Source organism: Streptomyces corynorhini, assembly GCF_003346515.1.
Lineage (GTDB): Bacteria > Actinomycetota > Actinomycetes > Streptomycetales > Streptomycetaceae > Streptomyces > Streptomyces corynorhini.
The window spans coordinates 1-25539 of the sequence record NZ_QQNA01000145.1; the positions used below are offsets into that span (position 1 = coordinate 1).

Sequence of the window (25539 nt, forward strand, 5' to 3'; positions counted from 1 at the left end):
CTCCAACTCTCCAGCCCCCGCCGACTCCCGAGCCCCCTCCCGAGCCCCGCGCGCGCCGGGGAGCCGGGCCTTGCCCAGCGCCGTCGCCAGCAGCTCCAGCAGCAGCCCCAGAGCGGCCGGTGTCAGCTCCACCCCGCCGAACCGGTCTGCGACGCCCCGCAGTTCGTCCGCGGCCGCCCGCCGCTCCGCCGCCTCGGCGCGGGCGGTCCGCCGGAGCAGCTCCTTCTGTGCCGAGTGGTCCTCCACGGCCGAGGCCCGGCCCCGCTGCGCGCGGCTGCCGCGCTCGCGGAGCGCCACCGGCACCTCGACCGCGGGCCCGGTCCACCAGCTCGTCTGGGCGGGCAGCGCCTCGTCCGGAGCCGGAGCCACCCCCAGATGCCGCGCGCCGTACAGGCCGAAGGCGGCCACCGCGATGTCGTGCGCGTCCTGCGGCGCCGCCTCGTCGAACCACCGGGCGAGCCGCAGCAGGTCCTTGCGCCGTGATGTGTCGCCCGACGCCGAGCGCAGCGTGCGCTTCGCGTCGGCGAGCAGTGACCGCAACGCGCGCGTGGTGGCGTCCCGCAACCGGTCGGCCTCGCTGCCCGTGCCGTCCTGATCGGTGAACCAGCCGCGCAGCCCCTCCCAGTCGGCCCGCGCGCGACCCCGGCCGCGCAGCACCCGTGTCCCGGCCCCACCTCCCGGTGCCGCTTCCGTCAGCCCTCCGGCATGCGCGTCCAGCCGCTTCAGCAGCCCCGGCAGCTCCGGCCACAGCAGCTCCAGGGCCGCCGCGATCCGGGGTGCGCGGAAGGACACGTCATCCGTGACCGTCTCGACGTAGTCGAGCAGCAGCTCCTTGAAGCCCTCGAACGCGGCGCTGTCCAGGTCGTATCGGGCGAGCACCTGGCCGAGGTAGGCGTAGAAGTCGCGTACGGAGCCGGTGAACTCGGTGAACTGCGCGAAGACCGTACTGACCCGCTCCAACGCGTCCCGCGGCTCCACGCCCTGCGGGCTCCGCACCCGCTCCGCCAGCTCGCGCAGTCCGCGCTCGATCAGCGCGGGCAGCTCACGGCTCACCTCGCGCGCGGCGTCGGCCCCCGCCAGAACCTCGTCCGCGTCGCGCTGGATCCGCTCGCCGAGTTTCGACAACTGGTAGCGGGAACCGGCCCGGTGGTAGTCGGAGATGCTAGACGCGCGCACCGTGTGGCCGCCGCGCACCAGGTTTCCCCAGCGCACGAGCTGCTCCAGCCGCGCGGTCAGCGTCTGGGCCCCCAACCCCCGCGCCGGTCCCGGCGCGCCGTCCGCCAGCCTCGCCAGCACATCCGGCACGGCCAGATCCGTGAGCAGCGCGGAGCGGCGGAACACGCGCATGACGGCCAGGTACTCCAGCCGGTCCGGAGCACTGAGATACGTGTACGCGGTCAGCCGCTCCCACGAGCCGTCGCTGTCCGCCGCTGGTTCCCGCATGACGAAGAGGCTACGCAGTGCCACTGACAGTCGCGAACGGCTCCCGCACCACACGCGGTGCGGCCAACTCCCTCACGCTGAGCGACCGTATGACGATCCGACCGGTGCTGGCCGGCTCAGCCGGGGTGCGCGGATTTCGGGAGGTAGGGAGTGCCCGTGCCGTTGCCGGAGACGACGGCGCGGGTCGTGGTGGTGCCGGTGCCGTCGATCTCGATGATGGGAATGGCCTTGGCCATGGGGCTGCCGTTGTTCTTCACGGATATCCAACCGCTCGCCCCGGCGACGGCGTTGGCGTCGTAAAGAAGTGACAGGTTCTGCATGACGTCCTTGCGCTCGATCTTCTGGTTCGAGTTCTCCAGGGGGACGGCCTTCCTGATCGCCTTGACGGCGGTGCGGACCGCGTCGTACCCCATGATGGCCTGCCCGTCGTCGAGTTTGTCGTCGCGGAAGGCGGTTCTGAAGGTGCCGCCCGTGAGGAACGGCGCGATGGCGGTCGCCTCGAAGAACCGGGGTGCCTCGGTCCACGCGCCGGGGTGGGCGAGACCGGTGTAGACGAGTTTGATGTTCCCCTTCCGCAGCGACTGTTTGACCTCGTTGAAGCCGTCCGCCTGGAGCACCTGCGAGGTGTCGTCCCCGGAGACCACCGTCAGCTCGGACCCGCTGCACTGCCGCTCGGCGAGCGGAGCCAGGAAGTCGGGCAGATCGCGTCCCCGGCCCGCGAAGTAGACGACGTCGGGCCGCTCCAGGCAGAGGTTCGGCATCTGGTTGATGAAGTAGGTGGCCAGCGGGGTCTTGGAGGAGTCGTACTGCATGGGCTCAGGGGCCGCGAGTCTCTCCTTCGGGAAGCCGGCGCCGAACTTCTCCGCGAGCGTCCTCGTATAGAGGTCGTCCTTGTTGGAGTCCTTGACGATGAGCACCTTGGCCTTCGCGTACGTCCCGCTCCTCAGGTACTGCACGGCCGCCGCCGCCTCGTCGGCGTTGGGCGGCGCTACCCGCACCAGACCGTCGGACTCCTCCAGATCGTCGGCGGTGATCACCGACCCGAAGGAGGCGATGTTCCAGCTGTTGAGCCGCGCGACCATCCCCTTCGTATCGATGCGGCTGGTGCCGAGCCCGGCGACCGCGACGATCCGGTCGCGGTCCAGGCGGGCCTGGATCTGCCCGAGGGTGTAGGCGCTCTGCGCGGGCCGGCTCCCGACGTCCGCGAGCAGCAGCTTGATCCTGGGCGAACGGCCCTGGGAACGCGCGTGGTTCGCCTCGTACTGCGCGGTGTAGGCCCCTTCCAGCTCATGCCGTACGGACTCGGTGTTCTTGCTGTCGCCGGGACCGGGGCTCATGCCCATCAGATAGACGACGCTCACGTACGGCGTGCCGCCCGACCTGGCCGCCTCCTGGTCGACCTCCCGGTTCTCCTTCTCGACCAGCCGGAACAGGGCGCGCAGGTCCGTGGTGAACGGGTACGTGCCGTCGGTCAGCCCGACACAGCGCGTGGCGTCGCCGGCCTCGACCCGCTTCACCCCCGCGGCGCAGTCGGTGGACTCAGGCCGCAGGAGCCAGCCGGTCCCGGCGCCGACGAGCAGGACGAGGACAAACCCGATGGCGACAAGACGCCATCGCGGAATGCGCGGATCGGGGTCGGGTAGATCGTCTGCGAGCGACGTGGTCATGGCGCTGCTGCTTCCTCTCGGCTGCCGCTGCTCTCCGCCGGCCGCTCTCGGCCGGCCGGCCGGGTGGGGGCGGTGGTCATGGCCGCGGTTCGTACCTCTCGGCCTCCCGGAGGAGACCCGCGGCGCCGCTGTGGGGCAGGGCGGCCAGCCGGTGGAACATCGCCGCGATGGTGGAATTGAGTTCGGGGGCGGAATGAGCGACACGATTACGGGGATCGGCGGCCAGCCACAGCGCCGTGACCAGCATGGTGAGCGGCCAGTGCTGGCCGAGGGACGCGGGCGCCAGCTGCCGGGCGAGTTGGCGTACGCGGTCGGCGGGCGAGGGCCCGCGCCGCCCGGGGCCCGGGGGCGCGACGGGGACGCGCATGGGGGCGGCGGTGATGGCGTACAGCTCGTAGAGCCACTGATCGGTGGAGGGAAGATCGCCGAACTGCTCGGCGAGGTACCCGACGGTGCGGTCCAGCTCGTTCAGGGCGAGGGAGTGGTAGTGGGCGTCGAGCAGATGTCGTCGTGGCCACCGCTCGCGCCGGTGCCAGCCGCGCAGCGCCTCATGGGTGGTGACCCAGCCCGATGGGTCGTCGGGCGGTTCGTGGGAGAGCGCCTCCAGCAGCACGAGCCGCAGCCAGGGCTGCAGGACGACCGCCGGTCTGCCCTCCTCCCGGCAGTGCTCCAGGTAGCCGCTGCCGCGCCCGCCACGCGTACCGGCGTCCTCGGGGACCGGCGGGACCAGCCAGAGCCGGGCGTCGACGTCCCGGCGCAGGGTGTCCTTGGTGAGCTGGTCGAACTCCTCCAGCACCCCGGCGTCCAGCGCCGAGTCGAAGGCCCGCGCCGCCGCGCAGACCTGGAGCGCGGCCCGCTGGCCCTCGGACAGATCGCGCAGCAGATAGCGCCGGGCCGCCGCGTCCAGCGGCATCGGATCCTCCGGCGGTCCCGGCACCGACGCGTGGGAGTCGAGGATGTGGCGCAGCTCCGCCGCCCCGCCACCGCGCTCGACGACGATCGCGTAGGCGGCGTCGAGCAGGGCGCGGGCGCTCCAGGGGTGCCCGTACGAGAGCCGGTGGATCAGCGGGGTGGCCGGGCCGAGCGAGGCCGCCGTCCGCTCGGCCAGGGTGGTCACCTCGGGCTCGGTGAGATCGCGCAGCCGCACCGGATACCAGTGCCACTTGGAGGTGGACGCGGGGCGCGGAATGCTCATGCGCCAGTCCTCGTACGAGGCGTCCTCCGGGGCGCGGGCGCGCAGCTCCGCCGGCAGGTCCGGGGCGTAGGGGCCCGGCACACCACGCGCGTTGGCGGCGGTCGCGACGACGAGCAGCGGGTCATGGCCCCGGCCGCGCGCGGCGTTCGCCTCCCTGACGCGCACCAGCAGGTCCAGGAATTGGCGGCCCCGGGGCGCGTCGATGTTGTCCAGCAGCGCGACGCACTCCTTGTCGCGCGGGTGCCGGGCGAAGTGGTCGCGCAGATCCTCCACGAAGGCGCCGCACAACAGCCGGTCGACCTGCTCGGCGTCCGCGGCAGCCTCGCTGCCGGCCAGTTCGTTGAGCCGCATCAGCGCGTCGACCGGCCGGTGCGGGCCGTCGGCGTACCAGCTCAGCCCGGTGCGCCACATCACGGTGACGGGCAGCCTCGGCAGGCCGAACTGGACCAGTTTCAGTACGAGATCGAGGCCCGGCAGCGGTAGGAGGTTGAGGTCCTGGAGCACGCCGATCGCCTCGACGGTTCCGTGCGCCTTCTCGTACGCCTCGCTGCTCTCCTTGGCCTGCCGCAGCGCCCGCTTCAGCTCCGCCCGCACGGCGCGGGCGTCGGCGCCGTTGAGGTTGATCGAGGTGTGGGCCACGAGCAGCCCGAGCGCCAGCCGGGGAAAGAGCACGGCGGGCTGGCGCGGAAAGCGGTAAGAGAGCCCCAGGGCGAGCCGCGCCGCCACCTCGTGCGGTCGCTTGGCCGGCGCCGAGGCGAAGTCGTACAGCGCGTTCGGTCTGTTGGACGCCAGATAGCCGAGCCAGCGCAGTGTGGTGGTCTTGCCGCTTCCGCGTCTGCCGAGCAGGGTGATGATCGGAAGCTCCCGGCCCCCACCCGTGCGCGTACGGCACTCGTTGAACAGACGGACCACGGACTTGACGCCCTGTGGCCGTTCCGTGGGCATGGTTACCATGCCACCCTCCCCCGTTTTTTCTGTTGTGCGCGCGCTTCCACCATGGTTGAGCAGAGTCGCGTGTGGCTAGGGGGAGGGTGACCTGATTGTAGTAACTTCCTTACGCTCGGTGGTGGGCGTGAGGCGGGTGGGACGGGTGAGCGCCCGTGAACCGTGAGGTTCCGGGCCGCACCGACCTCAGAGCGTGCGCTCCAGCCGGTCCGCCATCAGCTTGATGAAGCGCGACGGATCGCTCAGCTCGCCGCCGTCCGCCAGCAGGGCCAAGCCGTAGAGGAGTTCGGCGGCCTCGGACAGCCCGGCGTCCACCACCGCATCGGCCGCGCCCCCGGCGGGAGCCGCTTCGCCCTCGGTGGGAGCCGCTTCGCCCTCGACCGGAGCCGCTTCCCCCTCGGCGGGCACCGGCAGGTTCGCGTGGGCCGTCCGCAATCCGCTGACCAGCCCGTGCGTGGGGTTGAGTTCGAGGATCCGCTTGATGTGCGGCACTTCCTGGCCCATGGCCCGGTACATGTTCTCCAGCGCCGGGGTCACGTCGTGGGTGTCACCGACGATGCAGGCCGGTGAGACGGTGAGCCGGGACGAGAGGCGTACCTCCTTGACGTGCTCGGCCAGCTCCTTCGTCATCCAGGCCAGCAGATCGGCGAAGTCCTGCTGCTGCTTCTCGCGCTCGGCCTCGACCTCCTTCTTCTCCTCCTCGGTGTCGAGGTCGACCTCGCCCTTGGCGATGGAGAGCAGCTGCTTGCCCTCGAACTCCGGCACGGACTGCACCCACACCTCGTCCACCGGGTCGGTCAGCAGCAGCACCTCGATGCCCTTGGCCTGGAACGCCTCCATGTGCGGCGAACTCTCGATGGCCGAGCGCGACTCGCCGGTCATGTAGAAGATGTGCTGCTGCCCCTCCTTCATGCGCTCGACGTACTCGCGCAGGGTGGTCAGCTTCTCCTCGTCCCGGGTGGTCCCGAACGACGAGATACCGAGGATCGCGTCCCGGTTCTCGAAGTCGCTGAGCAGCCCCTCCTTGACGACCCGCCCGAACTCCTGCCAGAACGTGAGATAGCGGTCCGGATGGGCGGACATCATGTCCTTCACCGTGGACAGCACCTTCTTCACCAGTCGGCGGTGCATCAACTGGATCTGGCGGTCCTGCTGCAGGATCTCCCGCGACACATTCAGCGACAGGTCCTGCGCGTCGACCACTCCCTTGACGAAGCGCAGATATTCCGGCATGAGCGCCTCGCACTCATCCATGATGAACACGCGCTTGACGTAGAGCTGCACCCCGCGCTTGTGTCCCTGCATGAACAGGTCCTGCGGCGCGTGCGACGGAAGGAAGAGCAGCGCCTGGTATTCGAAGGTCCCCTCCGCCTGCATGCGGATGGTTTCCAGCGGGTCGGTCCAGTCGTGACTGATGTGCTTGTACAGCTCGTTGTACTCGGCATCCGTCACCTCGCTCTTCGGCCGCGCCCACAGCGCCTTCATCGAGTTGACGGTCTCGGGCTCGCGAGGGGTCCCGTCGACGCTCTCGTCGTCCTCGGACCCGGCGGACTCGGCGGCCATTCTGATGGGCCAGGTGATGAAGTCGGAATACCGCTTGACGATTTCCCGGATCTTCCAGCCGGAGGTGTAGTCGAACAGCTGGTCCTCGGTGTCCTCCGGCTTGAGCCGCAGCGTCACCGCCGTACCCTGCGGCGCGTCGTCCACCGACCCGACCGTATAGGTCCCCTCACCGGTCGACTCCCAGCGCGTCCCCTGACTCTCGCCGGCCCGCCGGGTCACCAGCGTCACCTCGTCGGCGACCATGAAACTCGAATAGAAACCGACACCGAACTGCCCGATCAGCTCCTCTGAATTCCCGGCGTCCTGACTCTCCTTCAGCTCCTTGAGGAACTTCGCCGTACCCGAATTCGCGATCGTCCCGATGAGCTGCACCACATCGGCGTGCGACATTCCGATGCCATTGTCGCGCACGGTGAGTGTGCGCTCCTTCTTGTCGACCTCCAGGGAGATATGGAGATCCGATGTGTCTTCCCGCAGCGCGTCGTCCCGCAGCACCTCCAGGCGGAGTTTGTCCAGTGCGTCGGAGGCATTGGAGATCAGCTCCCGGAGGAAGACGTCCTTGTTCGAGTAGATCGAATGGATCATCATCTGGAGGAGTTGGCGAGCTTCTACCTGAAACTCGAATGTCTCGGTCGACATGTGCAGGAATACCTTTCCTTGGCAAAATCCTCGGTGAAGCGGCAGCCCGAATCCATCCGGCCACCCCACATCGTATCCAGCCTCCCCTGCGACGAACGGGCGTACGCACCCACGCACCGAGACCCGCCAGCCGCGGACCGACGGAGCGGCGAGCCGCGGTCCGCGCATACCTCTCGCACTTCACGTACGTCTTCAGAGCCGCCTCCGAAGCCGTAGGGAAACAAAGGCGATCGACGTGGGCGTCGCGGGTGCGCAGTCAGCGCGCGCCGGATCCGGCGGTCACGTCCGGGGCGCCCGTACTGTCCGGGTGGCCGTGGGCCAGTGTCAGTTCACCGAGCGGTACGAGCGCCCCGGGCGCCAGCCGGGGGAGCAGCGGAATCGCGTGCGCCCAGCCCGTGCCTTCCAGCGCCGGTCGTACGAGCAACCGGGCCGCCGCCTCGTCGGGCGCGGTGCCGTCACCCGCGGCATAGGCGAGCGCCAGGCAGAGGCGGAGCGTCGCGTCTGCCGGGGCGCGGTCGACGGGGAGCGCTACGGGGACTGCCGCCAGGTAGGTGGCGACGGCGACCAGCGCGGCGGCCCGCCCGTCCGGCGTCGGCGCGGCCTCGGCCAGGCGCTGAGCGGCGGCGGTTTCGCCCTCCACGGCTTTGAGAAGGGCCAGTTCGGCGTGGGGAACCTGATCGGGCGGCAGCGTCCCGGGCCACTGGCCGATCGCGTCGGCCACCAGAGGCAGCTCCAGCTCCGGACAGCAGTTGAGCCGGTCGAGCAGGGCGAGGAGCACGGCCGTCGCCGCGTCCCAGCGCTGAACCGGAGCATGCGCGAACTGCCGCGCGGCGTACCGCAGCGCCTCGCCCAACTGAGGCCCCGGGCGCCGCACATCAGGGAGGGCGAGCAGGAGGGAAACCAGCTGGGGGAGCGGCTCGCGCAGCCCGTTGTCCATGGTGCGTCGACTCAGCTGGGTCGTTACGGGCTCGATGAGCCGGGCGGCCGCTTCAGGACGCAGGCGAGCGAGCCCGGCGGCGACCGCTGTCACCGAGCGGCGGTTCTGGATCTTGATTCGAGCGCTGCTCATGGCGCCTCTGGGCTCCTCCCGCTCTGCCAGCTCCACGGCGCCGATGGCATCCCCGGCGTGGGCCAGCGCCTGGGAGACCACTCCCCGCAACGCGGGATCGGCCATGTCCGTCACGAGGAGGGTCGCCTCCCGGGCGTACCGGCCCGCCGCGATGTCGTATCCGCCCTGCGAACACCCCATCGATACGGCCGCCAGGTGCCGTACCCGGCTCTCCTCGGGGAGAGCGGAGGTCAGCCGGTCGGCGTACGTGAACTCCCCTACGAAGCCCAGTGCTTGGACCAGGGACAGCGCCCATCCGCTGTGGGCGGCCCCCGCCGGGGCGGTCGCGGGGGGCGAGCATCGTAGAGCCGCCTCCAGTCGTTCACGGCCGAGCAGCACGTTGCCGTTTCGCAGCAGCCGGTCAGCCGCTTCGAGCAGGGCGGTGTGCTCCGGCTGCCGAGCGCCGTGATCATCCTCCGAGTGGTTCGGGGACGGGGTGCCTCCGCGCGGGGGCCTCCTCCTGCTGCCCAGCTTCGCCTTCGGCGGGTCGACGTGCTTCTGCTGCTGCTTTTTCTGCGGGTCGACGTGCCTCTGCTGCAGCCTTTTCAACTCCACGTCCTGTTTGCGGAGGACGGAGTCTTCCACGGCCCTTCGTCGCGCGGCCGTCGAGATGTTCGCCTCTCCCCGCTCCGTGAGGTTGTCGTCGAGCAAGCCTGTGCGCATCCCGTCGGGAAGCGCCGTCACCAACTCCTCGATCTCATCGAGGGCACGCAGGCCGATGCCGGTGTGGTCGACCGCCCGAGTGAGGCGCTCCAGAGTGGTGGAGAGTTCACGCCGCAAGTGCGCCCGGTCGGCGGGGGAAAGGTTTTCCGGGTCTGTGAGCGCGTCCGACAACCGATCCAGTGCGGTCCTCGCCAGCCGGGGTGCCACCGTCTTACGACTACGCAGTGCGGAAGCGGCGAGGGCGAGGACGTCCACCACCGCCAGTCCGCCCGACGGGTCCAACTCCTCGCAGAGCCGCGCGATGTGCCCCCTGGCGTGGGCGCCGCATGACGGTTTCCTGCGGGCGATCGTCGCCCAGATGTCCACCGCCGCGGCCTGAGCCCGGGGGCCGCCCGCGCTCAGGTCGCGCGCCTGCGCCATGACCGCCGCCACCCACTTCTCGCCGTTGCTCTCGCTTTTGCTCTCGCTCTCGCAGTCGCTCTGACCGTTGCTCTCGCCGTCGTCCTCGGTGAGTACGTTCACGGCCGCCACCAGCGTCTCGACATCGGCCGTCCCGCTGAGAACCACCGCCCTGAGCAGGGCGCGCGCGGTCTCGGTCTCCTCCAGCGCGTGGAGCGCGTGCGCGGACTGCGCGAGCGACGCGTAGGCGTCCACGTCATGGGCAGGCCGGGCAAGGACGTGAGCGGCGCGAGCCGCCCACTCTGCCGCCTCCCGTCCGACGGAGGTTGTTCCCTCCAGCCCCTTACGACTCAGCTCCACCGCGACCCGCGCCAGGTGCGCGGCCTTGACCACCGGCTCCGGCGCCGAGCGGGCCAGTGAGCGGGCGCGCTCGGCGTCACCGAGCCGGACGAAGAGAGCCGGGGCCTCGGGTGGTACCTGGCGTGCGGGCCGCAGCAGGAAGACGCGCGAGGCGGCGAGCCGCGCGGCCAGTCCGAGATGTTCAGCGTCTGCGCCCAGGTCGCCGAGCGCCGATCTGAGCGCGGCCACCTGCGCCAGAGGGACATCGTGACCGGTGACGGCGGCGAGCCGTACCTGTCGAAGACCGTCGAGTACGTACTCCTCACGGCGGGCGGGGGAATCCAGCAGACGGAGGTAACCGGTCAGCAGGTACGGAGGCGTCCCCTCCGGCCAACCGGCGCTACGCCAGCGGTCTGCCCAGGCGTGCAGCCGCCCGGCGTGACGTGCCATGCCCGTCGGCCCCAACTCCTCCACTATCGAACGAAGGACGTCCTCGCTGCCCAGCGCGTACGTCTCGGTGCCGGTGGCGGTGCCGGTGCCGGTGGCGAGGTCGGTCGCCGGATCGTCCCGTACGACGCACCGCCCGTCCGCGCTCTGGAGGAGGCGGTCGACCAGACCGACGGGGACCCCGGCCAGCTCCGCCAGGTCCGCCCCACGCAGCCCCCCGCCCGCCACGGCGAGCAGGTCCATGACGGTCCGGCCCAGCTCGCTCGCGCGCAGCCGGTCCGCGGCGGCCCGGGGGGTCGGCCCGGCTTCGGCGGCCCGTTCGGAGGGGCCCAGCAGACGCAGACACTCCCGCGGCCGCAGCGGATGGCCGGCTGGTAGGTCGTCGGGAAGATCGCTGGGAAGGCGCGGACCGCGCCGTACGGAGACGACGATCCGCAGATTGCCGTGCGGCCGGGCCGGAAGCAGCGCCGCGATGCTCCCGCTGCCTTCGGCCCCGCGCGTCGACCAGGCCACGTCCTCATCCAGACCGTCGACCAGGAGAAGAAGCCGCCGTCCGCGCCCGGCGCTCTTGCGGGCGGCTCTACGGAGGAGAGCCGCCCATTCCCTGGGATCGCGCGGGCTCGGAACGGCAGGCTCGCCCAGGCCCAGGAACGACCCGATCTGCTGGCCCATCTCCGTGGTGAAGGCCGTACGGGTGTGGGTGCCTCGCGCCTCGGAGACGAAGTAGTTCAGGACGTCCGCGTCGGGCGGCGGCTTCCGCACACAATCGGCGAGCAAGGCGGTCTTCCCCGACCTGAGCCGCGTATGCCAGCACAGGTACGACGGCGCGGACGGCTCGTCGGCGCGTACGAAGGCGGCCAGCGCCCTGCGTTCCTCCTCCCGGCCGACCAGGACGTCCCGGATCCTCAGGCCCGAGAGGTCCAGGGTCGAGGGGTCCAGCCCGGCGACGTGAGGCCGTACGAAGTTCGTCTTGGGGACCGGCTGTTCCTTGGACCAGCTTGCTCTGTGGCTTCTCCTGGCCGCATCTCGCTGGGCCGCCAGCAGCGCGGCTTCCCACTCGGCGTCGCTGTACACGGGGTTACCGGCGGACGCCCGCAACGTCCTCACCAGCACCCAGAAACGGGCCGTGCGCTCCGCCTTCGCGTCCGGTGCCGTCCTGCCTTCGAGCCAGCCCCGAAAGGTGCTGTAACTGGGTCCGTCGCCCGCGCAGGCTTGCATGGCCTGGCGCTGGCTGAGCCCCGACTCCCCGATCAGCCTCCGCAGCATCGAGCTGAGGGTCTCGTACGACGCGTTCTCGCTCCGGTCGCTCACCAGCTCTCCCGTTCTCCCCCGACAGGATGACGTATTGCAAACCCGGTATTTTCCGCGCTGACCTGCGCAGATCGTGGCTCCGGCGGTGTGCGGTCCTCGCGGCGCACCGCCTTCCCGTCCAAAGCTGGAGCCCTCACAACGCGGGGCCGTATCTCACCCGGCCCCGGACGGAAGGACACCCCGTGACCGTACTGCCCCAACTGCTCAACGACGTCGCTTCCTTGACGGTGACCGCAGGTCTGCTGTACGGCGGCGTCGTGGCCGTCGTCGCCCTCACGTCGGTACTGGCCCCCAGCCCGGAACGTCGCCGCGACGCGCGTTCCACCCTCAACATCCTCGTCAGGAAACGGCGATCGGGGTGACGGGCGGATTCACCGATTCGCCCCACCCCTCGGTTCGACGACTGTTAGCGTTCTTGTCGTCGCGGGACGTCACCACCATGTCCCGCCGGCGTCTGACCAGAAAGCGGTAGCCAGGCATTGCCCGAAGCGCGCATCCCCGAAGTACCCACCCCCGCCCCTCCCGCGCGGCGTCCCAGCTGGGACCCCCGGTATCGGCCCTGCGTCCCGACCATGACGCTCGACGGCGCCACCGCCCACCACTCCCTGCGCGCGCTTCTCACCGACGCCGACACGCTGAGCACCATCGACTGCGCGACCCCCGGCGAGACCGTCGCGGTCATCGAGTACCTGATGGCCATCTGCTTCGCTTCGCGCACCTGCCCCTCCTCACCGCAGGAGTGGCGCACGTGGATCACCGAGGAGCACCCTCTCGGTCACGCCGCCGAGTGGCTGGCCGACCAGCCGGATGCCGCATGGGATCTCTTCCACCTGGAGGCGCCCCTCGGCCAGAACGCCATGCTCGCCCCGTACATCGACGAAAACGGCACGGGCACGGCCCAGTTGGTCATCGAGCACGCCGGGGACTACAACCAGCACTTCGACCACCATCACCTCGAACACGGCGAACCACTGCCCGCCGCCGAGGCGTTCCGCGCCATGCTCACCCAGCACGTGTACGCCCCGTACGGCCGTGCGCGCATGTCCGGCAAGGAAATCGGCTCGACGATCACCAATTTGGCCGCCGGTCGCCTGACCGGGCGGATTCGCGTCGTCGCCCTCGGCCGTACGCTCGGCGAGACACTGCGCCTCAACCTCTATCCGCCCGAAGACCACGCCGAGCCCGCCCTGAACACCTCGTGGACGAGCGGCGCCATCCCGCGCCGGACCTTCACCGCGAAGGCCAAACCCCGAACGCCGAGAAGCTCCGCCGACCTCCACAGCGCCCTCGGCCGTTCCGTACTCCTGCGCCCGAACCGAGGCCAGGACGGCCAGGTCGTCGTCGACCGCGTTCTGATCGGTGCCGGCGAAGTCCTCGAACTCGACCCGGAACGTCACCTCCAGGACGCCGTGCTCAAGGTGATGACGAACGGCGACGCGAAGCCCCTGTGGCCGTCGCCCACCCGGGCTCTCTGGCGGGACGCACACGCGCTGTACGGAGCGGTGAAGAACGCCGATACCGGTCTCTACGCACGGCTCCGCGACCTCCGGTACGAGAAGAAGGGTTCCGGCGCTCCGTACCACCTCTGGGCAGTGGGCCTGCTGGCCAACAAGGCGCTGCCGGTGGCCTGGACGCAGGGCAGCTACCCGTACGCCCCCGGCATGGCGCGGCATCTGCACCACGCGTCCTTTCGCGGCTCGACCGTCGCCGAGTACGTGGCGGACAGCCTCAAGAGCGCGGCGATCGTGGCCACGGAGATCGTGTACCCGGCCTCTCGTGCCGCCGACAACGCTGCCCAACTGGCGCGCTTCGACGCCCGGTGGGAATTCTGGCCCGACGCCGCCCAACCCTTCTACGAACTGCTTGACGAGGTGATCGAGGGAGGCGCGGAGGACGACGATCCGGTGTCGGCGCCCCTCGTCGGCTACGCCCGCACGCTCGTCACATCGGCGCGTACCCACCTCACCCACCGCCTCGACTCCCTCCCGCCCAACAACCGAGGCCACCTCGCCCGCGCTCGCGCCGAGCAGCGCTTCGAGGACGACATGCGGCGGGCCAAGGCTCCCGCCGAACTCCGAGGGGAGACCGCGCATGACTGAGTACGACAACGGCCCTCCCGCCGACGTCGACGATCCCACCGTCCCGAGCGTCTTCCCGCACGACAGCACGGCCCTCACCAACTGGCTCACCACCCTCGTCCGCAACCGCGAGTACGGCACCCTCGCCGACCTGCGCCGCGCCCGGAACCCGACCAACGCCCATATCCGGGCGGGCTGGTACGGCGGCGACGCGCACCGCGAGCTGTTCGAGCGGATGGCCTTCCTGTTCGCGATCTACCACCAGGGCCGCCCCGTGCCCTCGTACGGGTACGGCAGCCTCGGCGACGCCGCGCGCCGAATCGGCGACAACGTCCACCGGGGCCCCGACAACCCGGGCGCGCAGCGCCTCCTGGACCGCGTCGTCGCCAGCCGCCGTATCCCCTGGCGCCACCTCCAGCACACGGTCACCAGGCTCCGCTCCTGCGAGCAAGCCCCGCCGTCCTGGAGCCGCCTCACCGACGACCTGATCCGGTGGCACGACCGCACGGCACGGATCGCCTATCAGTGGTCGGTCGACTTCCACACCCCGGCGACGCGGAGCCGGGCAGCACAGAGCAAGCAGCGGCAGACGCCACGGAAGGACGCGACCACGTGACCGAGGATGTTCGAAGCCAGTTCCTCTCCCTGCACCTCCTCGAAACGCTTGTCGCGGTTCTCCCGGTACGTGACGAGAACGGCCAGCCCAAAAGCCTGGTGTACGGAGGCGCCGAACGGCACATGATCACCAGCCAGGCCCGTCGGCGTGCGGAGCGCGTCCACGCCCGCGACCGTGCCAACGCCGGCCTCGGCGCCCTCAAGGGGCGGAGCATGGGCGTCCGCACCCGGGAGTGGGCGATTCTGACAGGCCGGGAGCTGGAGTCCGTCCACGGCTGGGAGCGGGAGGAGGCCGTCGTCACGGCGCGCGCGGTCATCGAGGCGAGCGGGCTGAAGTTCGGCGATCCGGGCAAGAAGACCGTGGCCAACCTGACGAAGGTCCTGATCTTCGCGCCGGCCGACGCGGGCGCGAGGATCGCCGCGTATATCTCTGAACACGCCGATGACCTCCGAGAGTGGCGCGACGAATACCTCCAGGCCCAGACAGAGGCGGCGGCGGCGAAGAAGCGCCGCCGGGGGGCGAAGAAGAACGCCGACACGCCACCGCCAGAAGAGGAGAGCGGCGCGGCGGAACCCGCCACCACCAAGCTCCCGCCCCTCCCCAAAACCACGCGCGACGCCGTCCTCCTCGCCATCGCTCCCCGCGACGCCGTCGACATCGCCCTCTACGGGCGTTTTCTCGCCGAGATCCCCGACTCACCGAATGTCGACGGAGCGGTCCAGAGCGGTCACGCCTTCACCGTGCACGAGGCGGAACAGATCGACGACTTCTACGCGGCGGCCGACGACGCGAAACTGGACCGCAAACGCAACGCGCTCAGCTTCCTCGACGCGGCGGACGACGCGGGTGCGGGCATGACCGGATACCAGTCCCTGATCTCCGGGACCTTCTACCGGCACGCCGTCCTCGACCGTACCCAGCTCCGTACCAATCTGCGGGTGGCGGGGATGACGGAGAACGAGGCGGAGGAAGCGGCCGACGACGCCGAGAAGGAGTTCGTGAACGCCTTCGTGGAGGCGTTCCCCGAGGCCAAGAAGAACTCCACCGCCTCCACCGGTTCGCTGCCCGCGCTTGTTCTCGCGTTCGAGGGCGAACGCCCCTACAACTACGCCGCCGCTTTCCAACTCCCGGTCGACGAAGCCCCCGAGAGCGCGGGCGGAGAAGGTCCGGCAGGCACCGCGGCGGTCCGCAGGCTGTTGCGGCACCATGCCTTCGTCAGCCGCAGGCGCAGGGATCTGCGGAGCGCGCGGATCCTCACCTACGACCCCCGGATCGACGATCTCCTGGGAGCGCCGGAGCTGTCACGTCTCTCCGCGTCCGTGACCGCGGTGGAAAGCATTGAGGAACTCACTCCATGACCATCGCACCCGAGACGCACGTCCTGCTCATCCGGCTGGCCGGCCCTCTGCAGTCCTGGGGAGTGTCCAGCCGGTTCGCTCACCGCGACACCCACGCCCGGCCCACCAAGTCCGGCGTGATCGGACTGTGTGCCGCGGCGCTGGGCCTCGACCGGGAACAGCCGCTCGGTGAACTGGCGACGGTCCTCTTCGGCGTCCGCGCCGATCGCCCCGGTACCCCGCTGCGCGACTACCACACCGTCGGCGGCGGAACGTATCCGCTCCGCCCGCGCGACCTGGTCACGGACCACCGCCGGGCAGCGGCGCTGGAGACGGAGACAGACGGCGTGACGCGTACGGGCACCCCGGCCGGCCCGGCCGCCCCCGAGCCGTCGCCGTTCGGCCGCCACGCGCTGGAAGCCTGGTACGGGGCGCCCAAGAAGATCGCGGCCGACCCGGTTTCGGGTGCTCTCGTCTCGGGAGAGGTACGCCGCCACGCCATGATCACTGAGCGCTGGTACCTCGCCGACGCCGCCTTCCTCGTAGGTCTTCAGCACCCCGACCGTGCCCTCCTGGAACGGGTCGCACACGCCCTGGAGTACCCGAAGCGCCTGCTCTGGCTCGGCCGTAAGTCCTGCCCGCCCAGCGGCGAGTTGGCCCTGGGTATCGAGCCGGGCACGCTGACGGAGGCGTTCGAAAGGACCGCACTCCTGCCCGCCGACGGCATCGAACCCGCCTCGGCGAGGGACAACCGCCTCTGGGCGTGGATCGAGAGCCCGCACCCCCTTCCAGGAGTCGGCCCCGTCCACGACCAACCCGTACGGTTCGACGCGAACGGCCCCGTCCACAGCCTCCGCTGGGAGACCCGGCACCGCGTCACCATCGCCCCACACGCCCGCGAATGGGACATCATCCGGTGAACAACGCCACGCCCACTGTGCCCCCCACCCCCGACACGGCGGCGCGGTTCGTCGCCACGCACACCTTGCTGGCCCTGGACGCCCGGCATCCTTATGCGGCCAAGTCCCTCATCGACGCGCAGGACATGCACCGGACCGTCATGAACGGATTCAAGGGCTGGGTGGACGACGGAAGCCGGGACGCCCGTGCCCAGATGGGCATCCTGTCGACCTGGACCGTCGACCTCCGGCGGGCCCAGCTCTCCCTGGTGGTGCAGTCCGGCGTCCCCGGCGACTGGAGCGACGTCCCGCGGGCCGCGCTCGCCGAAAAGCCGCACAACCTCACCATCGACCGCACCTTCCGCGTCGGCGACGAGATCGACTTCCGTACGGTCGTCAACCCGGTCCGCAGTCGCCCACCGGCGCCGGGTTCCCCCGAGAAGACGCGCGGGGTACGGGTCGCCCACACCCGCCCGGAACACGTGAAGACCTGGTTCGCCCGCCGACTCCAGCCGGTCGGCGAACCAGCTCTCGCTCCCGACGGTGTGACCCGCATCGGAGCCGACACGGACATCGACCGGCTGGCTCTGCGCCTGCTCCCCAAGGTTTCCAGCCCGGCACCCCACAAGGGACTCCGTATCGCCCGCGCGGAGATCAAGGGCATCCTCACCGTCACGGACCCGCACGCGTTCGTCACGGCACTCACCCGCGGCATCGGTCACGCCCGCGCCTACAGCTGCGGGCTGATCCTGGTGCGGTGATGCCGTCTTGCGCTTTACCGGTCAGCCCGAGACCGTCTCCTGTGACTCGTCGGTTTCCGGCTCGTCACCCTCCGGTGCATGGCTCTCCACGGTCCTGCGCCGCAGGTTCTCCACGTCGGTCAGGATGCCGACCAACAGTTTGTGCAGTTCGTCCAGCTGGTGCACCGGCACGATCGGGGTGTGCTCACCGACTTCCGGCTCCAGCGCGTGCAGATGGTCCAGGGCATCCCGAGCGCCCTGCACCCCGAGACGGAGGGCTTCACGATGTACGGCGGCGCGCTGGCTGGGGGGCGCCGGCGCGTCTTCGGCACGGGGAGCCGGGAGGGGGAGGGCGTGCGACGCCTCTTCGCCTTCCTGAACCGCTCCGTACCGGAACAGCGTCGTCAACGGGTCCGAGGTGAGGGGCGTATCGCCGGAGATGTCGTTGGCGGAGACATCGCCCTCCACCGGCGCCGAGGCATCGTTCGGCGCGGTTGCTGCCGGGACCGGCGCCGGCCCGGTGACCGCCGACATCGATACAACCTTCGCCGCGCGGCCCGGATCCGACGCCACGACGACATCCCACTCGTACAGCGGCACCGGCACGCCGTCGGCATCCCGGGCGATGCGGTCCGGCGCGTCGAGATCGACCTGGAAATACACGTACGGCGGTTCCGCGGCCGCGGCCGGCTGCTTGCCCGTGAGGCTCTGCTTGGGCACGGAGTTCTGTGGCAGGCCGTCGCCGCGGAATGTGTTGGCGGCCACAGCGAGGGTCCAGAGGCCGAGTTCGTTGTTCGGCCGGGAGAGCCCATCGATGACCTTGTTGACGTCCGAGCGGAAGGGGACGCCGCCCTTCTCCTTCACGGCGCCCAGCGACGAGCCCACGTTTCTGGTCAGGAGCTTGTCGGCGATCAGGGCGACGCCGCCGGCCACCGCCAGAGTGAGGCGGGCGTCGGCGTCACCGTTCATCGCCGGTGTGATCAGCTTGGTGAAGTCGTCGGTGGGCCGTGGAGTCCAGCCCTGGGTGACGTCGTTCGAGAGCACACCCCCGTTGTTCCACGCGTTGCGCGCCTGCTTGGTGACAAGCTTCTTCTTCACACGCCAGGGCAGGTCGGTGATCGGCCCGAGCAGCTCGCCGAACCCCTTCATGCCCATCCGCTTGCCCCCCTTGATGCGCTTGGCCTCATCCTTGAGGAGTTCCAGAAGATCCGGCTGAGTCAGGGCGCTGATCAGGTACACGGCACGCCACAGGGCGGTCCCGGGCGGAGCGGGATCGCCTCCGAAGATCTGCGGGAGTTCACCCACCGGAGTGCGCCCGACGGCAAGGCCGTACACCGCCTGGAGTTCGGCCCTGCTCCAGCGCGGGTCGCCCTGCTGGATGATCCGCTTCAGGGCTCTAGTGATGACCTCGACGTTCTGGGCCGCGTCGTCCCAAGGCTTGAACTCGACGTGTACCGAGGCGAGTACGGACCGGACGGCGTCGTCGAAGAGGTCCTCGGCGGACAGGAACCGGCCCGCGTGTCCCTCGACTCCGATGGCGATCTGTGCCGGAACGACGTAGGACTGGGCGATCTGAGCGACCCGAAGTCCAGGAGCCGCCCCTTTCATCTCGTCGTCGAACTCCTTCCGGAGTTCCGCCCGCCACCGCGCGCGGTCGACGGCCAGCCGATCCCCGAGACCGGGTCCCGTCGGCGCCCCCGCTGCGCCGAGCAGCGCTTCGGTGGCCAAGGTGGCGGCCTGAGCGGCGTCGGCACCGTACCCGGCCAGGAGCGCCCAGGCGCTGGCGAGCCGGGTGATGCCGTCACGGACGACAAGAACGTGCATCGGCTCCGTACCGTCCTCGAAGAGGATCTCGACAGGGTGAGTGATCAGGTTGCGGGTGACGGAGCGCGTAAGGATGGACGTCGTGTAGCTGTTGAGTGACAGCGTCGCGTGGATGGTCTGCCACACATGGTTCCGCAAGTGCTTGAGGTTCTCGTAGCGATACTGCAGTATCGCGGCGGGACGGCCCTCGTGGGTTACCCCGTGTGTCTGCGGGTCGGGTACCTCCGAGACCTCCATACCGGTACGGGGCTGGGGACCGGGAAACAGCTCGCTCAACAGGACGCGGGTGACGACGGAGCGCAGCGTCGCCCCCTCGACGTTCTCGGCCGTCAGAAGGGCAGAGGGCGCATCCGTTTCCGCGCTGAGCAAAACTTCCAGAGAAGCGGCCTGAGTTGTCGCACGCGTTATGGCTCTCCACGAAGCGTCCGGCAACCGAGTCGTCGGATTGGCTCCGCCCGCTGCGGTGACGGCTGCGACATGGTCGTCCGTCGAGTCGGGAGGGAGCTGGGATGAGATGTTGCTTACCCGGATTGTCTCCGTCCCCCAGGAGACATCGATGGACAGGGCGGCGGGTTTGTCGGTGGCCATGGGAACAGCTCTCCAATGGGGTGTGAAGTGGCCGGAGTCGGTCATCGCGAAAGGATGATGAGACATGTGAACTCATCATTCAAGTTGTTATTTCAAAATTTCAGGCAATTTGTCATCATTTGCTCGCGCTAATTCTGTGGGGAAGTCAGAGGCTGGTCTGTCGTTCACGTGTGGCGTCGGTGTTGATGCGCCACGTAGGTGTCGGGGCCCGGGGCGTCAGGAGCGGTTCGACCTCGGTGGCACGGCAGGGGAGGGCCTCAAGCGGCATGGCTGACGGCCAGCGCCATGGGGCATCTGGCAAGTCGAGTGAGTGAACGGTTGAGCGGCTCGATATCGGCCCACATGGACCAGAAATCGCGGCGCAACGAGAGCGCTATGGTGGGGTGTTGGCGGCTGCTGAAGAGGCTCCGCTACCTACTCAAGTGCCTCAGGATCATGCCGAGTCGTCAGACCGACTGGGCATACGGTTCGAAGTGGACGCCCCCGGAAGCGCGTACGGCGAAGGTCAGTTCCTCGCGACAGGTCACCGTCCCCTCCATGTGACTCATCTGAACTCCTGACGGTGCCATGGCTCTATATGTAGGTGACGAGGCGTCACCAGCGTTACTGGTGATGCCTCGTGGTGTCACCGTACCGATAATCGTCAGCGTGTGAGGTCCCTTTTGGCCTGAATCCCGTCGCGGTTGCACAGATGCGTTCGTTGCAGTACGAGGCATGCAGAAGTTGGACGTGCCTCGTCTACGTCACTTCAACTCAGGTTGCTCTTGGCCTGCGGGTAGTTGTCGAACAGCTGGGGGAGGGGGTTCATCCCGAGCTTGTCCAGATTCACCAAGGCGGCGGCGATGTCGGCGACCTCGCCGAGGATGCTGCTGCTCTGAAGAACCCAGACGAACTCGTTCTCGGATGTCGGCAGGGTCCTTGGCAGGGTCGAGAGCCCGATCCTTGCGAACTCTTCGCTGATCTGAGCGCACAACTCGGCGCTGAGCCGGGCTCGTTCCGGCGCGGCATGCTGCTTGATGAAGTACATGGACAGGCGTTTGGCGCCGTGATCAACCTCGACCGCGTGCTTGATAATAGTGAAGTCCATAGCTAAGTAGCTTACTGAATTACTAAGGAAATTGCGTGGGAACCGTCCTGTCCATGTCTGGTATCGGCTGAACCGCGTGATCGGTCGCTTGTGCGCGTGGGCCGCCTCGGGCACGTGATCTTCTGGAGCGGCCGTTCGGGAGCGTGGCTCCACGCCCAGAACGTTCCCGGAAACAGGTCAGGGGCCCGACCCGCGATGCGGATCAGGCCCCTGACCTGGTACTTCTGGCTGTCGGGGTGGCGGGATTTGAACCCACGACCTCTTCGTCCCGAACGAAGCGCGCTGCCAAGCTGCGCTACACCCCGATGTCGCTCGTCTCGCTGCGACATCGATTACTTTAGCCCACCGCTGGCCGGAGACGAAATCCGGTTTCGGGGGCGCCGGCCGGGGCTGGAGCGGAGGTCCTGGGCGGGATCAGGCGCGGGATGTCAGGGTCAGGAGGGTGACCTCGGGCGGGCAGGCGAAGCGGACCGGGGTGTACCGGTTCGTGCCGCAGCCCGCCGAGACGTGGAGGTAGGAGGTGTGGCCGGCCGCGTGGTGGGTGGACAGGCCCTTCACGCGGTCCGTGTCGAGGTCGCAGTTGGTGACCAGGGCGCCGTAGAAGGGGATGCACAGCTGGCCGCCGTGGGTGTGGCCCGCGAGGATCAGGGGGTAGCCGTCGGCGGTGAAGGAGTCCAGGGAGCGCAGGTAGGGCGCGTGGACCACGCCGATCGACAGGTCCGCGTCCTGGGCGGGGCCGCCGGCGACGCGTTCGTACCGGTCCCGCTTGATGTGCGGGTCGTCGACGCCGGTGAAGGCGATCTCGTGGCCGTCGAGCTTGAGCCGGCCGCGCGCGTTGTTCAGGCTCACCCAGCCCGCCGCGTCGAAGGTGTCGCGCATCGGCTCCCACGGGTTGTGGAGGGCGGACACGGCCGGGGCGTTGCCGTTCAGGCCGTGGCGGCCCTGGGCCTTCTCCATGAGGTAGCGGGCCGGGTTGCGGAGCTTGGGGCCGTAGTAGTCGTTCGAGCCGAAGACGTAGACGCCCGGGAACTCCATCAGCGGCCCCAGCGCGTCCAGCACCTCCGGTACGGCCTCCGGGTCCGAGAGATTGTCGCCCGTGTTGACCACGAAGTCGGGCCGCAGCCCGGCCAGCGACTGGAGCCAGCGCTGTTTCTTCCGCTGTCCGCTCACCATGTGGATGTCGGAGACCTGGAGAACCCGCAGGTCACGCATGCCGCGCGGCAGAATCGGTACGGAGATCCTCCGCACCCGGAACGAGCGGGCCTCGAATCCGGCGGCGTAGGCGAGGCCGACCGCGCCGGCTGCCGCGATACCTGCGGTGATTTTCAGGGGAACCCCGTAGCGTGCGCGCATGCGCCCATGGTCGCAGACACCGTACGGCGGTGAAATCCGCGGGCGGGTTCGGCCGTGCACCTGCCACACTTGGCCCCATGACCAGCCTCAAGTCCAAGCTGAAGGACGACCTCACCGAAGCCATCAGGGCGCGCGACGAGCTGCGCTCCGCCACGCTCCGGCTCACCCTCACCGCGATCACCAAGGAGGAGGTCTCGGGCACCTCGGCGCGCGAGCTGTCCGACGACGAGGTGCTGAAGGTGATCGCGAAGGAGGCGAAGAAGCGCCGCGAGGCGGCCGAGGCGTTCGCCGACGGTGGCCGTGCCGAGCAGGCCGAGCGGGAGAAGGCGGAGGGCGTGATCCTCGACGCGTACCTGCCGAAGCAGCTGAGCGACGACGAACTGGGCGAGATCGTGGCGCAGGCCGTGGGCGAGGCCAGGGCAGCCGGGGCCGAGGGGCCGCGCGCGATCGGCGCCGTCATGAAGATCGTCAACCCGAAGGTGGCCGGCCGTGCGGACGGCGGCCGCGTCGCCGCGGCCGTGAAGCGGACGCTCGCGGGCTGATCCGGCGAGTCTGGCCCCGCCGGCGAGTCTGGCCCCGCCTGCTCGGGGGCTGATCCGGCGCCGCCCGGCCCCCGAGCAGGCGGGCCGATCCGGCCCCCTCCTCGCCGGCGAGCTGATCCGGCGCCGCCCACGTCCGCGCACCCCCGTCACGCCGCCACACACGCCGACGGCGGCCGGTGGTCACTCCCACCGGCCGCCGCCGCCGCCGTCACCGCTCCGTACACATACGGGTCCGGGTACGGACCGGTAGCCCGTACCCGCACGCACGGCCCGCTCAAGGCGGGCCGGCCGTCAGTGGCCGTTCCTCCCGCCCCCGCCGTGGTTCCCCCGGCTCGAACTGCCCGGGAATCCCGGGAACGACTGGCCGGACGACGCGTTCTCGTTGCCGTTGTTGCCCGAGTTCCCACCGCCCCCGTTGTCCCCGCCCTGAGCGTCGCCCTGGCTGTCCCCCGGGTCGCCCTGGCTGTCGCCCGGCTTGTTCGGGTCCTTCTCCTTCTGCGGGTCCGGGATCTTGATGTCGTTGAAATTCTCGACCGTACGTCCCGACAGCGCTCCGCTCATCGCGTCGCGCCAGATCGGTCCCGGGGTGTCACCGCCGTAGACCTTGTCGTGGTACTGACCACCGATGCTGATGTCGATCATGCGCTTCTTGTGCGCCGGGTCGCCGACCCACACGGACGTCGCCATGTTCGGCGTGTAGCCGGTGAACCAGGCCGCGTAACGGCCGTCCGTCGTACCGGTCTTGCCCGCGCTCGGCCGGTCGCTGAGGCCCGCCGCCGTACCCGTACCGTCCTCGACCACGCCCTTCAGCAGCGCGGTGATGGTGTCGGCGGTCTTCTCCGACATCACGCGCTCGCAGGACGCCTTCGGCACCGGGATCGACTTCTTGTCCGGGCCGGTGATCGAACCGATGGCGATCGGCGCGCACCGCGTGCCCCGCGACGCGAAGGTGGCGTACGCCTGGGCCATGGTCAGCGGCGACATCTCCTCCGTGCCCAGCGCGATGGCCGGGCCCGTGCTCAGCTTGTTCCCGTCGGCCCGGTCGACGCCGAGCTTCCCGGCCAGCTTGGAGACGGGGCAGGTGCCGGTCTGGGCGATCATCTGGACGAAGTAGGTGTTGACCGACTTGGCCATCGCCTCCTTCATCGCGTACGGACCGACCTCGGACTCGTCCTCGTTCTCCACCTGCTCGCTGCTGGAGTTCACGTAGTTACCGGCGCACGTGGAGATCGGGCTCGGGTAGTCCATCTGGTACGGGGACGGGTAGGCCTGGGTGACCGGAATGTTCTGTTCCAGGGCCGCCGCCGCGACGATCGGCTTGAAGGTGGACCCCGGCTGGTATCCGGCGCCGCCGCCCATCCGCTGGTCGACCGAGAGATTGATCTGCGTCTCGTTCTTCCCGAAGCCGTACGGCCGGGACTGCCCCATCGCGAGGATCTTGCCGGTGCCCGGCTCGACGATGGTCAGCGCCGTCGCGACCTCGTCGCTCTTGTAGACGTGGCTCTTGATCGATTCCTGCGCCGCGTTCTGCGCCTGCGGGTCGAGCGTCGTGCGGATCGTCAGACCGCCCTGGTTCCAGACCTTGCCCCGCTCCTCGCGCGTCTTGCCGAAGGACGGGTCGGTCAGGAACACGTTGCGTACGTAGTCGCAGAAGAAGCCCGCACCGCTCACCGCCGTGATGCAGCCGTTCTTGGGGCGGCTCACCTTCAGCGCGATGGGCTCGGCCTTCGCCTTGTCCGCCTCCTGCTGGGAGACGGCGCCGACGGCGGCCATGCGCTGGAGCACGGTGTTGCGCCGCTTCGTCGCCTCCTCCTCGTCGTTGACGGGGTCGTAGCGGGTCGGTGACTGGACGATGCCGGCCAGCATGGCCGACTCCGCGAGCGTCAGGTCCTTGGCCTGCTTGGAGAAGTAGCGCTGGGCCGCGGCCTCGATGCCGTAGGCCTGCTGCCCGAAGAACGTGATGTTCAGGTAGTTCTCAAGGATCTTCTTCTTGCCCAGCTCCTCCTCGACCTGGATCGCGTACTTCAACTCCTGGATCTTGCGGCCCAGGGTCTGCTGGGTGGCCTCAGCGACCTTGTCCGGGTCGTCGCCGGCCTCCTCCACGAACACGTTCTTCACGTACTGCTGGGTCAGGGTCGACGCGCCCTGGGCGACACCGCCCGACTGCGCGTTGCGGTTGACCGCGCGCAGCACACCCTTCAGGTCGATCGCCCCGTGCTCGTAGAAGCGCGAGTCCTCGATCGCGACGATCGCCTTCTGCATGTACGGGGAGATGTCCTTCAGGGCCACGACGGTGCGGTCGCGCGAGTACACCGTGGCGATCTTGCCGCCGTCCGAGTCCAGGATCGTGGTGCGCTGACTCAGCGGCGGGGTCTTGAGGTTGGCGGGGATCTCGTCGAATCCCTCGACCGTCCCCTTGGCCGCGAGCCCCAGCGCGCCGAAGGCCGGCATCGCGATGCCCGCCATCACGGCTCCCGCGAGCACGCTGACTCCGAGGAATTTGGCGGCCTGCTGGGTCCCGGTCAGACCCCCGCCCGAGCGCTTTTTTGGCATGGGGGCAGCCTACGTTCTCAATCGCCGGACACGCGTCAAGGCTCTGGCCTAAGCTGTCCTCAACTGTCACAGCAGTGCGGTCGCGCATCAAGACCCACCGATGAACTTCCCGTGAATCCAAGAGCGCGGGAAATCACGCGAAACGATGTCCGAAACGTTGTCGTCCATGGGTGAATGCCCCCTTGTGGCTCGGCTGAAATATC

At 69.5% G+C, this 25539-nt stretch carries 16 protein-coding genes and 1 tRNA gene; 7 read left to right on the plus strand and 10 right to left on the minus strand.

The features are described 5' to 3' along the window. The 5 genes from DVH02_RS18620 to DVH02_RS18640 all read right to left on the minus strand — a co-directional run. Positions 1–1443: TIGR02677 family protein (locus DVH02_RS18620; RefSeq protein ID WP_114625006.1), on the minus strand; the 1443-nt coding region annotated here is incomplete at its 3' end. 116 nt (positions 1444–1559) lie between these two features. After that, a complete protein-coding gene (locus tag DVH02_RS18625; protein ID WP_114624948.1) occupies positions 1560–3110 on the minus strand; it encodes an ABC transporter substrate-binding protein in 1551 nt (516 codons plus the stop codon). A 76-nt stretch (positions 3111–3186) separates the two neighbouring features. Continuing rightward, a complete protein-coding gene (locus tag DVH02_RS18630) occupies positions 3187–5250 on the minus strand; it encodes a hypothetical protein (protein ID WP_114624949.1) in 2064 nt (687 codons plus the stop codon). A gap of 186 nt (positions 5251–5436) precedes the next feature. Next, positions 5437–7452, minus strand: coding sequence for a molecular chaperone HtpG (htpG, locus tag DVH02_RS18635; protein WP_114624950.1), 2016 nt, complete (start codon positions 7450–7452; stop codon positions 5437–5439). Between the two features lie 256 nt (positions 7453–7708). After that, positions 7709–11719 (minus strand): hypothetical protein, encoded by a 4011-nt coding sequence (locus tag DVH02_RS18640; RefSeq protein ID WP_114624951.1) that lies wholly within the window; start codon positions 11717–11719, stop codon positions 7709–7711. A 182-nt stretch (positions 11720–11901) separates the two neighbouring features. On the opposite strand from DVH02_RS18640, the gene DVH02_RS18645 reads away from it, so the two are divergent. The 6 genes from DVH02_RS18645 to DVH02_RS18670 all read left to right on the plus strand — a co-directional run bounded on the left by DVH02_RS18645 (position 11902) and on the right by DVH02_RS18670 (position 17410). Beyond that, positions 11902–12081: a hypothetical protein gene (locus tag DVH02_RS18645; protein ID WP_114624952.1), complete on the plus strand. Its 180-nt coding sequence runs from the start codon at positions 11902–11904 to the stop codon at positions 12079–12081. A gap of 210 nt (positions 12082–12291) precedes the next feature. Further along, entirely contained in the window at positions 12292–13818 is a 1527-nt protein-coding gene (locus tag DVH02_RS18650; RefSeq protein WP_114624953.1) for a type I-E CRISPR-associated protein Cse1/CasA, read from the plus strand. Next, the gene (casB, locus tag DVH02_RS18655; RefSeq protein ID WP_114624954.1) at positions 13811–14413 is read left to right on the plus strand and encodes a type I-E CRISPR-associated protein Cse2/CasB; all 603 of its coding nucleotides are present in this window, start codon (positions 13811–13813) and stop codon (positions 14411–14413) included. Before DVH02_RS18650 ends, casB begins: the two co-directional genes overlap by 8 nt. Further along, positions 14410–15771, plus strand: a complete 1362-nt coding sequence (locus tag DVH02_RS18660) for a type I-E CRISPR-associated protein Cas7/Cse4/CasC (protein ID WP_114624955.1) — start codon at positions 14410–14412, stop codon at positions 15769–15771. Before casB ends, DVH02_RS18660 begins: the two co-directional genes overlap by 4 nt. Next, positions 15768–16670 (plus strand): type I-E CRISPR-associated protein Cas5/CasD, encoded by a 903-nt coding sequence (gene cas5e, locus DVH02_RS18665; RefSeq protein ID WP_114624956.1) that lies wholly within the window; start codon positions 15768–15770, stop codon positions 16668–16670. The genes DVH02_RS18660 and cas5e overlap by 4 nt, the downstream gene beginning before the upstream one ends. Beyond that, positions 16652–17410 carry a type I-E CRISPR-associated protein Cas6/Cse3/CasE gene (locus tag DVH02_RS18670; RefSeq protein WP_114624957.1) on the plus strand — a complete coding sequence of 253 codons (759 nt, stop codon included), beginning with the start codon at positions 16652–16654 and terminating at the stop codon, positions 17408–17410. Before cas5e ends, DVH02_RS18670 begins: the two co-directional genes overlap by 19 nt. A gap of 21 nt (positions 17411–17431) precedes the next feature. On the opposite strand, the gene DVH02_RS18675 is transcribed toward DVH02_RS18670, so the two are convergent. From DVH02_RS18675 to DVH02_RS18690, 4 genes are all read right to left on the minus strand, one after another. Next, positions 17432–19846: a hypothetical protein gene (locus DVH02_RS18675; RefSeq protein ID WP_233518313.1), complete on the minus strand. Its 2415-nt coding sequence runs from the start codon at positions 19844–19846 to the stop codon at positions 17432–17434. A gap of 703 nt (positions 19847–20549) precedes the next feature. Continuing rightward, positions 20550–20888 (minus strand): hypothetical protein, encoded by a 339-nt coding sequence (locus DVH02_RS18680; RefSeq protein WP_114624959.1) that lies wholly within the window; start codon positions 20886–20888, stop codon positions 20550–20552. A 231-nt stretch (positions 20889–21119) separates the two neighbouring features. After that, positions 21120–21193 (minus strand) — tRNA-Pro (locus tag DVH02_RS18685). Positions 21194–21302: 109 nt separating this feature from the next. Then, positions 21303–22241 (minus strand): metallophosphoesterase, encoded by a 939-nt coding sequence (locus DVH02_RS18690; RefSeq protein WP_114624960.1) that lies wholly within the window; start codon positions 22239–22241, stop codon positions 21303–21305. 77 nt (positions 22242–22318) lie between these two features. Here DVH02_RS18690 and DVH02_RS18695 point away from each other — a divergent pair, with 77 nt between their 5' ends. Beyond that, positions 22319–22783 (plus strand): GatB/YqeY domain-containing protein, encoded by a 465-nt coding sequence (locus DVH02_RS18695; RefSeq protein WP_114624961.1) that lies wholly within the window; start codon positions 22319–22321, stop codon positions 22781–22783. 291 nt (positions 22784–23074) lie between these two features. Here DVH02_RS18695 and DVH02_RS18700 read toward each other — a convergent pair whose 3' ends face one another. Further along, entirely contained in the window at positions 23075–25336 is a 2262-nt protein-coding gene (locus DVH02_RS18700; protein WP_114624962.1) for a transglycosylase domain-containing protein, read from the minus strand. Positions 25337–25539 lie beyond the last annotated feature (203 nt).